10 protein-coding genes and 1 pseudogene are annotated in these 14,976 nt (G+C 59.8%); 1 reads left to right on the forward strand and 10 read right to left on the reverse strand.

Annotation, left to right across the window (positions count from 1 at the left end; genetic code table 11):
• Positions 1-210: 210 nt before the first annotated feature.
• The 8 genes from V5F68_RS08405 to V5F68_RS08440 form a co-directional block, all read right to left on the reverse strand.
• Positions 211-3,507: an autotransporter family protein gene (locus tag V5F68_RS08405; protein WP_394011983.1), complete on the reverse strand. Its 3,297-nt coding sequence runs from the start codon at positions 3,505-3,507 to the stop codon at positions 211-213.
• 150 nt (positions 3,508-3,657) lie between these two features.
• Positions 3,658-4,431 (reverse strand): ferredoxin--NADP reductase, encoded by a 774-nt coding sequence (locus V5F68_RS08410; protein WP_348846515.1) that lies wholly within the window; start codon positions 4,429-4,431, stop codon positions 3,658-3,660.
• Between the two features lie 216 nt (positions 4,432-4,647).
• Positions 4,648-5,520: a glucose-1-phosphate thymidylyltransferase RfbA gene (gene rfbA, locus V5F68_RS08415; protein WP_394011985.1), complete on the reverse strand. Its 873-nt coding sequence runs from the start codon at positions 5,518-5,520 to the stop codon at positions 4,648-4,650.
• The gene (rfbD, locus tag V5F68_RS08420; RefSeq protein WP_394011987.1) at positions 5,517-6,410 is read right to left on the reverse strand and encodes a dTDP-4-dehydrorhamnose reductase; all 894 of its coding nucleotides are present in this window, start codon (positions 6,408-6,410) and stop codon (positions 5,517-5,519) included. The genes rfbA and rfbD overlap by 4 nt, the downstream gene beginning before the upstream one ends.
• Entirely contained in the window at positions 6,410-7,468 is a 1,059-nt protein-coding gene (gene rfbB, locus V5F68_RS08425; RefSeq protein ID WP_394011989.1) for a dTDP-glucose 4,6-dehydratase, read from the reverse strand. The genes rfbD and rfbB overlap by 1 nt, the downstream gene beginning before the upstream one ends.
• An 18-nt stretch (positions 7,469-7,486) precedes the next feature.
• On the reverse strand, positions 7,487-8,044 hold the full coding sequence (gene rfbC / locus V5F68_RS08430) for a dTDP-4-dehydrorhamnose 3,5-epimerase (protein ID WP_394011991.1): 558 nt from the start codon (positions 8,042-8,044) through the stop codon (positions 7,487-7,489).
• A 139-nt stretch (positions 8,045-8,183) separates the two neighbouring features.
• Positions 8,184-9,602, reverse strand: a complete 1,419-nt coding sequence (locus V5F68_RS08435; RefSeq protein ID WP_394011993.1) for a mannose-1-phosphate guanylyltransferase/mannose-6-phosphate isomerase — start codon at positions 9,600-9,602, stop codon at positions 8,184-8,186.
• Positions 9,603-9,684: 82 nt separating this feature from the next.
• Entirely contained in the window at positions 9,685-12,396 is a 2,712-nt protein-coding gene (locus V5F68_RS08440) for a glycosyltransferase (protein WP_394011995.1), read from the reverse strand.
• Between the two features lie 184 nt (positions 12,397-12,580).
• Between V5F68_RS08440 and V5F68_RS08445 the strand changes: the two are divergent.
• Positions 12,581-12,982, forward strand: a pseudogene (locus tag V5F68_RS08445) (transposase); the annotation flags it as partial.
• 140 nt (positions 12,983-13,122) lie between these two features.
• Here V5F68_RS08445 and V5F68_RS08450 read toward each other — a convergent pair.
• Both V5F68_RS08450 and V5F68_RS08455 read right to left on the reverse strand, forming a co-directional pair.
• Entirely contained in the window at positions 13,123-14,118 is a 996-nt protein-coding gene (locus V5F68_RS08450) for a heparin lyase I family protein (RefSeq protein WP_394011997.1), read from the reverse strand.
• Positions 14,119-14,240: 122 nt separating this feature from the next.
• Entirely contained in the window at positions 14,241-14,912 is a 672-nt protein-coding gene (locus V5F68_RS08455) for an FkbM family methyltransferase (RefSeq protein ID WP_394011999.1), read from the reverse strand.
• Between the last annotated feature and the right edge of the window lie 64 nt (positions 14,913-14,976).

The following is a 14,976-nucleotide window of genomic DNA, read 5'->3' on the forward strand; positions in this document are numbered from 1 at the left end:
GCGGGCATACATGGCAATAAACAGCCAGGCTATGGCATATCAACCGGACTTATGTTCCTCAATACGCGGACAAATGAATGGAATGATTATAAATCCAGACTGGGAAGCAAGGCTTGTCTGGTCCTTACCTCAGGGATTTATTACAGATCGGCAATGAAACATCCGGCGCGGCGCGGGCCTGCCGGATGTTTCATTGGGTTGCGGACAGGATCAGAAGCTGATGGCGAGGCGCCCGTTCAGCGCATTGTCCATGCCCTGGTCGGAGAATTGCCCGCCATAGCTGATGCCCACCACCATGTTGGCGGTGGCGCGGAAGTCGAGCCCGGCATTCACCAGCGCCGCATTGCGCCCGATGGGGGCGCCGCTCACCGTGAACGGGGTGCTTCCGCTCGCAAAGGCGAAGCCGATGTCGGGATTGATGTCGCCGAAGGCATATTGCCAGGCAAGGCCGCCACGCGCGGTGAGCGTGCCGGTGCCGAGGGCCATGCTCTGGCTGACGCGCATGCCGAGCGTGGTGAAGGTGTTGTCCTGCGTCATGCCGCCGGAAGTGAGCGCGGCGGCGCCGCCGGATTCGGTGAAGCCGTCCATGTCCAGATGCACATAGGCAAGGCCGGCGAAGGGCTCGAAGCGGGTCGCGCCGGCCATGAAGCCCTGTGCGATCTCGCCGAACACCTGCGTGGTGCCGGCCTTGTTGTCCGAGGAGAGGCCGTTCAGGAAGCCGGGAAACTGCACCGTGCGGCTGGTGGAAAGATCGTGCCAGCCGTAGGCCGCCCCGAGCCGCAGGTCCACTTGCGCGAACCGGGTGCTGGCATAGACGGCAAGGTCGTAATTGTCGCTGGTGCCGGAGGAGGCCAGGGCATTCACATCATAGGTGGATTGGCTGTAGCCGCCGGCGATGCCGAGGCGCCAGGCTTCGCCCACCGGCGTATCGATGCCGGCAATGACGCCGCCGATGGAGCGCGAAAGGCTCGCGGTGTCCGCCGTGGCGTCGCTGCTGCCCCAGGCGCCATAGCCCTGGAGCCATGCGGTCGCCGCGAAGCCGGGTGCGAGCTGCGTGGTCTGCGGCCCCGCCTGCGGTGCGCCCGCAGTGGCCTGCCGCTGGCGGGCGCCGATCGCCTCGCGCAGATAGATGGATTGTTCCTGCAGCACCGTCGCGGCGGAGGCGTAGATCTGGCCGGAGAGGGCGTCGAATGCGGGCGGGGCGGTCGTGCCATTCAGCCCGACGACGGCCTGCAGCACGGCATTGGAGGAGGGCAGGGAGCCGAGCGCGACGCTCACCGCGCGCTCATTGGGCGTGCGGCCCGCCGCCGCGAGGGCGGAGGTGTCCAGCACCACGTTCACGCCGAGCGTGGTGCCGGAAAGCGTGGTGGTCAGGTCCAGGAAGGGATAGGCGGTGCCAAACGGGTCGTTCACGCTGGCGAAGGCGCCGGTGATGCCCGCGTTCGACGTGAGCAGCGTGTAGGAGCCGAGCTGCGGCGTCGCGCCCACTCCTGCGATGATGTTCAGCGCAGCGCCGGAAATCGTGACCGGCCCGGTGGCGGTGATCAGATCGCTCTGGCCCGGCGCTCCGATCTCCGCCTGATAGGTGGAGCCGGGTGAGAAGCTGACGGCGCCGTTGACTGTGAGGGTGCCGATGGAATTGCCCGGCGCGACAATGCCAGCATTGGCCAGGGCGCCGTTGAGAACGCCGGTTCCCTTGAAGGTGCCGGTGTTGGTGACGTCGCCCTTGATGGTGCCGTTGTTGATCAGCATGCCGGTGTTGGTGATCGCGCCCGTGACCGTGCCGCCGGCGAGGTTGGCCATGGTGCCGGCATTGATCACCGCGCTGTCGAGGGCGCCGCCATTAATCAATGTGCCGTAGCTGTACAGGGCGGCATTCACCGAGGTGAAGGTGCCGGAATTGAGCAATTGCGCATCTGCCGCGACGCTGTAGCCGCCCGCGGTCACGAAATTCGCCCCCGCCAGGATCGTGAGGTCGCCGATGATGGAACCCGTGACGGCGAGCGTGCCGCCGCCCACCACGGTGCCGCCTGTGTAGGTATCAGTGCCCGCGAGCACGAGCGTGCCGGTGCCGAGCTTGGTGAGCCCGCCCGGGCCCGAGATGTCGTTGCTCCACACGTCGATGGCACTGTAGCCGCCGGCTGCGGCATTCATGGTGACGGTGACGTCCTGGGTGAATGCGCCATAGCCGCTTGCGGCGGAATACAGGTCGAGCCGCGCCCATCCGGTCTGGTGGTCGTCGAGCGGCGCGCCGGAGGGCAGTTCGGTGCTCGCCAGCACGTCGCGCAACTGCTGTTGCGACAGGTAGGGAAAGCGGGTGAAGATCAGCAACTCGGCGTTCTGGGGAACGATCGGCGCATCGGTGGTGGACCCCACCGAGGGGAGGTCATAGGTGATGGACGAGATATATTGCTGGCGGGCCTGGCTGAAGGCTGCGGCGCTGGGGAAAGTGCCTGTGGCGATGCAGCCCGCCACGTTTCCCGCGCAGCCGGCATAGGGCACGGCGAGCGCGCTGCCGAGCTGGACGTGCAGCTCGGCCGAGGCGGCCGTGGCCACCTCGAAGAAATTGCTGGAATAGTTCGGATTGTTGGAGAGGAGCTGAACCAGATTGAACATCGCCGCGATGCGGCCGCCGATCACATCGGTGGGGTAGTGCACGCCGAGGATATTGCGGCTGAGGCCGAATTCCTGCCCCGCCACCAGCAGCGCCTGATATTGCTCCGGCATCATCCAGGCATAGGTCAGAGCGGTGCTGTTACCGGCGGCGGAATGGCCGCTGGGAAAGGCGGCGGACGTGGTGTTGTCGATCCATTGCTGTGCCTGCGAGGCGGGACCGGTGAGCGAAAAGGCATCCGCCTGTCCGGTGGTCCAGGGATTGGCCGCGATGCTCGGCGAAGTCAGGAACGGGCGCGGGTCGCCCACGCTGCCGGGGACGTTATAATTATAGGCAATGCCGTAGATATTCGTCGGGGCGTATGCGTCCTTCAGGGCGGTGACCTGCAGCGTATCGTTCAGCACCACGTTCAGCAGGTCGACCACATTGGCGGGCAGCAGATTGTTGTTCGCGTTCTGCACCATGGTGGGTGCCAGCGGCGTATTCACCATGTTCCAGACGTTCGCGGAGACGCCGTTCGGCACGAAGGGGTCGATGGCGTTCAGCACCGCGAGATTCTTTTGGTCGTAGGTCGAGCTGAAGTAGATCTCGTTTTCCTTCGCCATCACCGCTTGCAGAAAGGCTTGGCCCTGCGCCGTGCTGAGCAGGGTGGCGAAGGCCGAAAGCGCACCCACCTGGCCGCTGGTCTGGAATGCGATGCAATCCGCCGTAAGGCAGGCGCTCTGCGCGGCCGCAGGGGTCGTTGCTGCGAGCGACAGGAAAAGCGCGGAGGCGCATGCGGTGATGTGCCCGGCAAGTCGCGCCGCCAAGGCCCGATGGCTCACGAACGGCTTTCCGGCCGGACGTGCGCCCGCCGTTTCGCGACTGCCCGCCGCCCGGAAGAAATTGAGCATCGCCACCCTCCCCAACTCAAGGGGAAGGTGCAGCTTTCCTCATCCGGAGACAAGTTAGTGGTATCATGTAGGTGACTATATGTTTCGGATTCATCGGCGCTGTTGCCATCAAGCCGCAGTATCCGAACTTACGGTACGGCGGACTTGGCCTCAGCGCTCGACGAACGCCTTCTCGATCACGTAATGGCCGGGCTGCGACTGGCTGCCTTCCGCGAAACCGCGGGATTCCAGCAATTGCACCAGATCCTTGAGCATCGCCGGGCTGCCGCAGAGCATCAGGCGGTCGTTCTGCGGATCGATGGGGGGCAGGCCGATATCAGCGAACAATTGTCCGTTCTCGATCAAGGAGGTGATGCGGCCCTGGTGGCGAAACGGCTCTCGCGTGACGGTCGGGTAATAGATCAGCTTGGCCTTCACCTCGTCGCCGATGAATTCGTTCTCCGGCAACTCCTTGGTGAGGTACTCGTCATAGGCCAGCTCGGCCACGGAACGGCAGCCGTGGATGAGGACGATCTTCTCGAACCGCTCGTAGGCGTCCGGGTCCTTCACCACCGAGAGGAAGGGCGCAAGGCCGGTGCCGGTGGAGAGCAGATAGAGGTTCTTGCCCGGCAGCAGATTGTCCTGGATCAGCGTGCCGGTCGCCTTGCGGCCGACCAGGATCTTGTCGCCCACCTTGAGATGCTGGAGGCGCGAGGTGAGCGGCCCGTTCTGCACCTTGATGGAGAAGAACTGGAGGTCTTCCTCGTAATTGGCACTGGCCATGGAATAGGCGCGCAGCAGCGGCTTGCCGTCCACCATCAGGCCGATCATGGCGAACTGGCCGTTGAGGAAGCGGAAACCGGGATCGCGCGTGGTGGTGAAGGTGAACAGATTTTCGGTCCAGTGGTGGACGCTCTTCACCGTTTCTTCGTTGAAATTGCTCATGGCCGGCCAGTCAGGAGGAACGCGGAAAGGAGCAGGAAACCCACGCCATATGCGTGTTTAACCTGATCTCTCTGTGGGATATATGGTTCCACTGTAAATCATGCGCTGACGGCGCGCTACTGCTGCACCGCATCATCGACGAGATGTGACAGCGGCTGCGGCAATCGACCATGCGCCAGATCAAACGGCGGGGCACGTCCCCGCCGGTCGGTGAGGTCAAATGCCGTCGTCGGCGAGGCGCATCAGATAGGCGCCATAGGCCGATTTCGCACGCACCTTGCCCTGAGCGCGCAACTCCTCGGCGGTGATGAAGCCCGCGCGGAAGGCGATTTCCTCGGGCGCGGAAATCTTGAGCCCCTGGCGCTTTTCCAGGATCTGCACGAATTGCGCGGCTTCCACCAGAGAATCCGGCGTGCCGGTGTCGAGCCAGGCGAAGCCCCGGCCCATCAGGCTCACATGCAGCGCGCCGAGTTCCATATAGACGCGGTTGACGTCCGTGATCTCGATCTCGCCGCGCGGGGAAGGCGCGAGATTGGCGGCGATGTCCACGACGCGGTTGTCGTAGAAATAAAGACCTGTCACCGCGAGGTTCGAGCGCGGCATTGCCGGCTTCTCCTCCAGCGAGATCACCCGCCCGGTGTCGTCGATCTCCGCCACGCCGTAGCGCTCGGGATCCTGGACCGGGTAGCCGAACACGGTCGCGCCTTCGGGGCGGGCTACGGCTTCCTGGAGCAGTTCTGGCAAGCCATGGCCGAAGAAGAGGTTATCCCCGAGTACCAGCGCCACCCGCTCGTCGCCGATGAAGTCCCGGCCGACGATGAACGCATCGGCAAGGCCGCGCGGCTGGTCCTGGACGGCGTAGGTGATCTTGATGCCGAACTGACTGCCGTCCTTGAGCAGCGACTGGAACAGCGCGCTGTCATGCGGGGTGGTGATGATGAGGATATCCCGAATGCCCGCCGACATGAGCGTGCACAGGGGATAATAGATCATCGGCTTGTCGTAGACCGGCAGCAATTGCTTGGACACCACGAGGGTGATCGGGTGCAGCCGGGTGCCGGACCCGCCGGCGAGGATGATGCCTTTCACGTGGGCTCCTTGAGCGTCGATGCGAGCAGTCCGTCCACCACTTCGGCAACGCGAGAGCGCCAGGGCGGCGCGCGATAGCCGAACGTGCGCTCGAACAGGCTCGAATCCAGTTCGGAATTGGCGGGCCGCTGGGCGGGTGTGGGATAGTCGGCCGTGGCGATGGGCGCCACCTCGGGCGTGCGTCCGGTATGGCGCGCCGCCTGCGTGATGATCTCGCTGGCAAATCCGTGCCAAGTGGTGGCGCCGTTGCCGGCCAGATTATAGGTGCCCCAGCGCGCCGTTCCGTCCTCGACGGCCTTTGCGGCCGCCAGGATGCCCTCGGCGATGTCCCGCGTGGCGGTCGGACAGCCCTGCTGGTCCGCGACGATGGTGAGGCGATCGCGCTCGCCGGCGAGGCGCAGCATGGTCTTCAGGAAATTGGCGCCGTGCACGCCGTACACCCATGAGGTGCGCAGGATGAGGTGGCGCTCGTTCTGCGCCCGCACAGCCGCTTCGCCGGCCGCCTTGGTGCGTCCGTAGACGCCGAGCGGGGCGATCGGATCGCTCTCCAGATAGGCGCCCTTCTTGGTGCCGTCGAACACATAATCGGTGGAGATATGGATCAGCGGGGTGCCATAGCGGGCGCAGCGCTCGGCCAGAAGGCCCGGCGCCTGCGCATTGGCGCGGGTGGCGAGTTCCGCTTCCTTCTCCGCCTTGTCCACGGCGGTGTAGGCGGCGGCGTTCACCACCAGGTCCGGGCGCTTGGCCTCCAGGGCGCGGGCAACGGCCGCGGGGTCGCAGATGTCCACCTGGGCCCGCTCGAAGGCGATGAGATCCAGGCCGCGTTCGGCGGCAAGAGCCGTGAGTTCCTGGCCAACCTGGCCCTTGGCGCCGAAGAGGACGATGCGCATCAGGAGGCGAGCCCCAGCCGCTGGCCGGCATAGCGGGTGCGCAGCGGCTCCCACCAGCCGGGATTGGCGAGATACCATTCGATGGTCTTGCGCAGACCGGTTTCGAAGGTTTCGCGCGGGCTCCAGCCGAGCTCGGTGTTCAGCTTGGAAAAGTCGATGGCATAGCGCGCGTCGTGACCCGGCCGGTCGGTGACAAAGCGGATCAGATCCTCGCGCTTGCCGATGCGGGCATCCGGGCGGATGTCGTCGAGAATGGCGCAGATGGTCCGCACCACATCGATATTGCGCCGCTCATTGGCGCCGCCGACATTATAGCTCTCGCCCACACGGCCCTTCGAGCCGATCAGGTGCAGCGCCTCGGCATGGTCCTCCACGAACAGCCAGTCGCGCACATTCTCGCCCGCGCCATAGACCGGCAGCGGCAGGCCTTCCAGCGCGTTGAGAATGATGAGCGGGATCAACTTCTCGGGGAAATGGTAAGGCCCGTAATTGTTCGAGCAGTTCGACATCACCACCGGGAGGCCGTAGGTGTGATGCCAGGCGCGCACCAGATGGTCCGACGAAGCCTTGGAGGCGGAATAGGGCGAATTGGGCTGGTAGGGCGTCTCCTCGCGGAAGAACCCCTCGGCGCCGAGGCTGCCGAACACCTCGTCTGTGGAAATGTGCTGGAAGCGGAAGGCATCGCGCGCCGCGCCCTCCAGGCCGCGCCAATAGCGCAGGGCTTCCTGCAGCAGCGTATAGGTGCCGATGACATTGGTGGTGATGAAGGCCGAAGGCCCGTCGATCGAGCGGTCCACATGGCTTTCGGCCGCAAGATGCATGACGCGGTCGGGCCGGAAGCTCTCAAGCGCAGCCTGGAATGCGGCGGCATCGCAAATATCGGCCTGCACGAAGCTGTGGCGCGGATTGTCCATCACCGGGGCCAGCGACGTGAGCGTACCCGCATAGGTCAGGCTGTCGTAGGTCAGGACCTCAGCGGAGGTGGACGCTATGAGATAGCGCACCAGGGCCGACCCGATGAAGCCCGCTCCACCGGTAACAAGAATGCGTTGTGCCATAATCGCCCCGTCGTGCCGTCACGCGTAGGTGAACGGGCTATCATAATCCTTCAGGCGCGGCCATTCGCGATCCTTATCGGACAGCAAGGGATCCGACGCCGGCCATTCGATCGCAAGGTCGGGGTCGTCCCACGCTATGCCGCCCTCGCTTTCGCGGGAATACGAACCGTCGACCTTGTAGGCCACCTTGCTGTCGGGCTCTATTGTGCAAAAGGCGTGAGCGAAACCGTGAGGGATGAACAATTGTTCGCCCTTTTCCGCGGTCAGCGTGGCGCCCACCCAGCGGCCGTAGGTCGGCGACCCTTTGCGGATATCCACCGCGACGTCGAACACCGCGCCGGCGATGACGCGCACCAGCTTTGCCTGGGCAAACGGCGGGGCTTGAAAGTGAAGCCCGCGAATAGTCCCGACGGGAACCGAGAGGGACTCGTTGTCCTGGATGAAGCGCGAGGTAATGCCGTTCGCGCTATACCGCGCCTCAACATAAGTTTCGCTGAAATAGCCGCGCGGATCTTTGAACCGGGGCGGAACAACCAGGATGACCTCGGGGATCGCCAGTGGGGTGAAAGACGTCATATGAAAGCGCGCAGCCCCCTGCAAAGGTGTGTCGGGAAACTAGCCTTGGGCCCCCGCAAGGTCAATGAGCAGTTGCAGCATTTTCAGGGCGGGCGGGCCTCCATTCGCGGGGTGAGCCCGCCCTCCATGCGGCATTGCATCATGCGCGATGGTAGATGTCCTCGATGCGAACGATATCGTCCTCGCCGAGATAAGATCCGGTCTGGACTTCGATCAGTTCGAGGTTGATCCGGCCGGGATTGGCGAGCCGGTGCACGCCCCCCAGCGGAATATAGGTGGATTCATTCTCCCGCACCGTGAAGATGCGATCGTCGATCGTCACTTCGGCCGTGCCGCGCACAACCACCCAATGCTCCGCCCTGTGGTGGTGCTTCTGCAACGAGAGCTTGGCGCCGGGCTCGACGACGATCCTCTTCACATGGAACCGCTCGCCGCGACAGATGGTCTGGTAGGTGCCCCAGGGGCGATGCACCTTGAGGTGCTCGTCGGCGGCATTGATTTTGGCGGCTTTGAGCGAGGCGACCAGAGCCTTCACGTCCTGGCTGCGATTGGACGGCATCACCAGCACAGCGTCTTCCGTGGCGATGACCGACAGGCCCTCCAGGCCGATGCCGGTGACGAGCGGTCCATCCGAGCGCACGTAAGAATTGTGGCTATCGAGAAGTGCAACGGAGCCCTGAACCACATTGCCGTCGGCGTCCGGCGTGCCGATTTCGCGCACCGCATCCCAGGAGCCGATATCAGACCAGCCGAAATCGCCGCCGATCACCGCCGCGTTGGTGGTATGTTCAAGTACCGCAAAGTCGATCGATTTGGCGGGGGCCGCCTCGAACGCCTCACGGCCGAGGCGGATGAATCCGAGATCTTCCGACGCGGTCGCGACGGCCTTCAGCGCGGCATCGGTCAGTTCCGGCTCGAAGCGCTGGGCTTCGGCGATCATCAGCCCTGCGGGAAAGAGAAAATTTCCCGAATTCCAGAGAAATCCCTCCGAAACGTAGCGAGAAGCGGTTTCTCTGTCGGGTTTCTCCACGAACGCGGACACCACATTGCCGCCCGCGGCAAGCGGCGCGCCGAGGCGAATATAGCCATAGCTGGTGCGCGGAGAATCCGGAACGATGCCGAAAGTCACGATCTTCCCAGTGGCCGCCACCTGCGCCGCCACGCTAACAGCCTCAAGGAACGCCTTGGGTTTGAGCACAACATGGTCGGCCGCAAGCGCCAGGACCAGCACCTCTTCCCCATGGAGCTTCTGAGCCATCGCCGCAGCCGCGATAAGCGCCGGCGCACTGTCGCGCCGCGCAGGCTCCAGGATCACTGTGGCCTCAACGCCAATCTCCGCCGCCTGACGCTGCGCGAAGAAGCGGAAATCATCGTTCGTAACCACGATGGGGGAAAGAAACATCGATTTATCAGAGACTCGGGAGATGGTATCCTGATAAAGTGTCAATCCCTCGGTTAAAGTCAGAAATTGCTTCGGCAGCGTATTCCGAGACAGCGGCCACAAGCGCGTCCCCGTTCCCCCCGCTAGAATAACCGGGACAATTTTCGCCGAGCTCATTGTGGTCTCCGATCCATCTCGTGCCGTTCAATTGGCACGGTGGCGTCCAGTTCGTCCAGCACATCGCGTGGGTATAAATATGTCACCCGAGCGGGCTGGGGAAATGGCTCGCCAGTGATTTGTGGAACATGATCTGTCGGTAAAGCGAAAGGTAGTCGTCCGCCATTGCTGCAACGTCACGCTCGGTTCCCGTGCCGGACTGCCAGTGTTCGATCTCGATCCGTCTGGCCTCATATTCGTCGGGTCGCCGTTCCAGATGCGCGATCAATGCGCATATGTCTTCAGCGCCTGCGTCTTGCGGTAAAAGCCATCCACCGCCGGATTCGCGGATCCGCTCGCCCACCGCACCACGATCAAAAGCTATGACCGGAACGCCACAGGACCAAAGCTCGGTCAGTGTGTGGCTGTAGGTTTCGGGCCAGATTGACAGAACAAGTCCGATGTGGGGACGAATCCTGGCTACGATCTCGGGAAAATCCTCGCGCGTATAAGGCCCGGACGTGATCAATGCGCTGTTCTGAACTTCCGCCACAGACGCGCCCACGACATGGATTTCCATCTCATCCACCGGACGTAGTTCCTGAATCTGTAACAGAACATCAGACCCCTTCGCGGGCGAAATATTGCCGGGCGCTATCAACCGTAAAGGCGTGCCTGGTGCGGGCGGAAAAACATCGACCAGTTCCGTCATGACCAGATCGCGGCCGTGCGGGATGACATTGAAAGGGCGGTCCTTCAACAACGGGTAATGAGACCGCATGAGGTCCCGCGCGGCTTGCGAGGTCGTAACGAAGGCATCGCATGCCAGAAGCGTATTCTCCATCATCTCCTTCCAGGTGCGGACGAAGCGGTGCTTCAGCGGGGGTGAATGCGCCATGTCCCAGAGGTCCGGCGTGCACGCGGTTTCGGATTGGGTGCACACACCTCCGCAATAAATGTTATTGCCGTCCAAAAGTCGAAGCGAAGGACATACGGAATAATAATCATGAAAAGAGTAGATCACCGGAATATGCAGGGTACGTGCAATCCAGGGAAGGGAAAGGCTGTGCCAGGCGATATGGCGGATGTGCAGCAACTCGATCGCAAATTCAATCAGCCAACGTTGAAGTATCTGATTATATTCAGCAGAAACGTGGGACCCGAGGGTCATCGGCTCCAGTAGACGATGGCTGCGAATGAGCGCGCCGGAGGGGTCCGTCAACGTCAGCATCTGCCCATCGCTGCGAAGCACCAGCATCTCTACGTCCCTAGCGACGCCGCGCTGAAGATCCCGATTTGTCTGTGGCGTGCCACCTGTATCCGTAGAAATGACGGACAGAACTCGCATTTTCGCGCTCACGTGGGCTCCCTCGGCACGAAACCTCGCCATCGCGAGTGCCTGATTGGCCCTGATCGACTCGATCAAGCTCTCAAGCTCCGGGAAAACCGAAAACAACGCATTTGCGCCCGGCAGCGCTCCCGATCCCAATTTTCGGTCCAAACGGTCGGCACTCAAACTGCGCAGAACCAGAGTTCGATCGTCGACGACATGGCGCCATCCCAGCTTGCTCGCCTTCAAACACAATGCGATCTGGGCCGTCCCGTCGATAGAAAGGGATTCAACGTCGTGGATCTCCACGTCCTCAAGCGCAGATCGTCGGATATAAACGCATGGACCCTGGGCCACTGGCGTCGCGGGAAAAAGACTGAGGCTACGTTGCGTGACGCTCCGACACAGCCCGTCGCGAAGACGGGTCTCGAGCGGGGTCGCAATGGGCAAGTCGAACAGCCCCCCCGCGTTCGAAAGTGCCGTCGCGGTGGCGATGTTTCCTTCACTGTAGACCGCTGTCGCAAGCCCGGACAGCCACCCCGGGCCGACAAGCACGTCCGATTTCAGAAGCACGATATCTTCGCCGGGCACCATATTTAAGGCCGCGTTCACAGCATTTGCACGGAAGACACGTCCTGGATCATCCTTGATGAAAATAACCCGATCCGAGCGGCTCAGCTGTTCCAGATAACTGGCGGCGGAAGGATCCAAACGCCCATCTTGTACAAGGACCAATCGCGCGTTCGCCTCCGTGTGCGTCAGCACGGAAATAACGCAGGCGCATACGGATTCGAGCCCGCCGCCCACCCGGGCGAGGATCGCGACGGGCCGTTCTGAGCGATATGCGGGAGGGTAATATTGGCGTGAAAGCCGCTCGGCATCCTGGGCCATGGACGCGTCGAGTGTCGCATCAAACCTCAAGGACCTAACCAGGCCATTGGTCTGAAACACAGCAAGGTCGAACGTCTCTGTCTCCTGCGCAGAGAAGGGCAGCGGAAAACAACAGATGGCGCGTGGGGATGTATCGCCGCTCGTGGGCTTGCGCGTGTCGAGAACAAAATCCAGGTAAAAGACACCATTGATCTCAACTTCGATCAATACACGCGAGACCTGCATGTCTGTCGTCGCCTGAAGGGTGCACCAGCCCTTTTCTGCACGGGCGGAAATCTCGACATCAAATGTTCGAACGGCGCGCGCATCAAGGACTTGCAGGTTGAAGGTGAGGGCGACTATTTTCTCCTCGCGGGACCAACCAACCTCGACGTTGGAGAAGCCAGCTCGTAAGATTTCGGCGGTCGACACAGCAAATTCCAGCCGCGCGCCGCCATCCTCTCCAGAGGCGAACATATGTTCAGGGCGCAGCGGGAAGGGAAACTTATCGACGACTATAAACAGGTTGCGAACGACACATAAATTCTGCTCTAACCGGATGAAGCCGGTGATTGCATTGGCATCGATAGTTTCGATCTTTCCGACGATGCTCATCAGGGACTTCCGACGAGGTTCATGACGCCGCGCCTGAGCCTTCTTGCGCCCAACGTTCGTCGTGCATGTCCGAGCTGCAGGACCGGTATGGGACCTTTCGCTCCAAGTCCGATGGATATGGTCAGCGCTCGGGGTCTCTTCATGATTCTTCGTATCAGGCTATATGGTTCAACCCAGCCAAATAGCACATCGCGTCCGCATCGCCGATGGGCCGCCCCAGCGCATCCACGACAAGGGCCTGCAGCACATGCCAGGGGAGGAGGCCTGGGTGGTGGAAGAGTGGCGCGCCTCGGGCGAGCGCAAATACTATCTCTCCAGCCTGCCGGTCGAAGCCTCTCTCAAGAAGCAAGCCGCTGCCATCAAGGCGCGCTGGGTGTGCGAGCAGGCCCATCAGCAGATGAAGGAGTAACTGGGCCTCGACCACTACGAGGGCCGCTCCCGGCGCGGTCTCCACCGCCATGCCCTGATGACCATGATCGCCTATGCCTTCCTCCAGCACTGGCGCCTGGAACTGGCCACCGGAGAAAAAACCTGCGGAAGGGACCGCCGAGGCCGACCCTGCCTCAGGTCCGCAGAGCCGTCATAAAGGCATTCTGCTGGGCATCACCCGCACGAACATGCCCCCACTGCCGAAGGGCCATCTGCAGACCGCCAATCTGATTCCGCCAAAGTAGTGCTACTTTAATGCAACATCGATACCGAGAAGCAGAAGCGGCGAACAGAGATTTATCGAGCGGATGGATCAACAGCGTCAAAAGAAGTTCCCCATCGGATACTATCAAAATAAACAGTCTGAGACGTATTTTGTGCTGCGCGGTAGATTCCAAGTTTTATACTATAATTGCGCGGATCTGATAGTACATTTGAGCTGTATCCCCAAGATCCTTTATGATTTAAAACCTCTAATCCGTTTATCCACATCATAATAGATCTAGAATTAAGTCCCCCTTCAGTAAGGCTCAAATCGTCTGGGCTAGGTCGTAAAAAAAAGACAATTGAATACCATCTGTTTCGCTTCACCTTAACATATTCGCTGCCGTCGGAAAATAGGAGCTTTTGACCATTGTCGTAAGTTGGAGCATTATTAGCAAAGAAATCATTTCTCTTTATCAGCATCATCCAGATGTAATCTTTATCTAACGATCTGTTAGGGTCAACGACCAACGCTAAAGGTGGTTGTACATTAGGTCTCGCAATGCTGCTCGATTCCCAAACCTGAAAATGCAATACCCAGCGGTTGGGAGCCTCGTAATCCGTGCCTAACCTAAAGGCGAAGCCAAGATATAGGCCGACTCCATCTTTAAGTATAAATCTATGATTATAAAATTCATCTGTAGCATATTCATCATGCCGAACAAAATTAAGTTCGACTTTACTCTTTTTTCCAATTCGGGTTAAGCTTGATTCGCGGTCTATAGACATTCCAAGTGCATGATTTCCATTTCCAAAATGCTCTTGGGAAAGCCACAAATGAAAAGGAGTATCAGTATCAACGCTTGTTGTAATAGGTGACGTAGAGGGCCCAATCTCAATTTTTGGCCCGACCCCCTTTGAAAATGAATTCGGAGGCTTTGATTCTATATGGACATAGGGCTCATCGAATGAGAGAGATCTCAATACGTTGGATAAATGTTCCCCACAAGCCCCGCTTGATTGTACTAAAACGAATACTTGAAAGACGCATAAAATATTTAAAAATCTTAAGCAAGGTTTAAATTCCATGGCTGCAGTCCGTTATTAATCGATCTTTGGCCGATTTCCGCTGGCAGATATCAGATTTCGACCGATCGCTTGGACAAATTTTTCCAAAAGCTTACTAGAACATTAGGGGGTAGTTAGGTATACTAATCCTTTCGTTGGAATATCGCAGTTAAATAACACTGAGATCTAAAAAAATAGCCAACAGACGTCAGCTTTCGTACAATAGAATTTTCAGAAACGCGATCAATGCGAAGCCCGGGAACTTCAACTGATAAAAATCTGGGCGAATACAACGTCCAATCATTTCCATCAATTACCTTTTCATCAAATCCCTCACAATCAATATTCATGTAATCAATAACCCGACCCGCAGGCAGATGCTCGGATAAGATATCTCGAAGAGGCAAAACAGGAACGCTAACCTTTCGGGATACCTTGAAGCGCTCTGAAACCGCAGCAACCATCTTTGAATCAAAAGAATTTTGCGAACCATCTCCGAATATTGTAAACTCCAAAACACTCGCAGAATCGCCTACGCCATAATTTAAATTGATATCGTTGGGCCGAGCGATAGAAAACTTGGCAATAGATTCGGAATCGGCATCTATATTGATGCCGGACCAACCTCGGACTAAATGAAACCATGCGGTATTTGAATACCGTAATGGGTCATGACATCCTACATCAACATAAAAGCCATCTCGGTGGCGCAAAAAATGAGCCATAAGCATGTCCTCTCCAAATTGAGAAAAGCTGAGCTTTGCGCCGAGCTTGTTTAACGCTTCGGAGTTCAAGATATCATCTATCTGATTCATGACCGATTCCTATATTTTGTATACATTTACCATATACATGTCTTTAGTATTTATACGCCTTTTC

Origin of the sequence: Roseixanthobacter pseudopolyaromaticivorans (assembly GCF_043195145.2) — a bacterium.
Classification (GTDB): domain Bacteria; phylum Pseudomonadota; class Alphaproteobacteria; order Rhizobiales; family Xanthobacteraceae; genus NCEH01.

What these genes read in the sequence shown, in the direction of transcription:
- V5F68_RS08405 (WP_394011983.1), bottom strand. Translation starts at nt 3,507, where the DNA reads ATGCTCAATTTCTTCCGGGCGGCGGGCAGTCGCGAAACGGCGGGCGCA.
- V5F68_RS08410 (WP_348846515.1), bottom strand. Translation starts at nt 4,431, where the DNA reads ATGAGCAATTTCAACGAAGAAACGGTGAAGAGCGTCCACCACTGGACC.
- rfbD (WP_394011987.1), bottom strand. Translation starts at nt 6,410, where the DNA reads ATGCGCATCGTCCTCTTCGGCGCCAAGGGCCAGGTTGGCCAGGAACTC.
- rfbB (WP_394011989.1), bottom strand. Translation starts at nt 7,468, where the DNA reads ATGGCACAACGCATTCTTGTTACCGGTGGAGCGGGCTTCATCGGGTCG.
- rfbC (WP_394011991.1), bottom strand. Translation starts at nt 8,044, where the DNA reads ATGACGTCTTTCACCCCACTGGCGATCCCCGAGGTCATCCTGGTTGTT.
- V5F68_RS08435 (WP_394011993.1), bottom strand. Translation starts at nt 9,602, where the DNA reads ATGAGCTCGGCGAAAATTGTCCCGGTTATTCTAGCGGGGGGAACGGGG.
- V5F68_RS08440 (WP_394011995.1), bottom strand. Translation starts at nt 12,396, where the DNA reads ATGAGCATCGTCGGAAAGATCGAAACTATCGATGCCAATGCAATCACC.
- V5F68_RS08450 (WP_394011997.1), bottom strand. Translation starts at nt 14,118, where the DNA reads ATGGAATTTAAACCTTGCTTAAGATTTTTAAATATTTTATGCGTCTTT.
- V5F68_RS08455 (WP_394011999.1), bottom strand. Translation starts at nt 14,912, where the DNA reads ATGAATCAGATAGATGATATCTTGAACTCCGAAGCGTTAAACAAGCTC.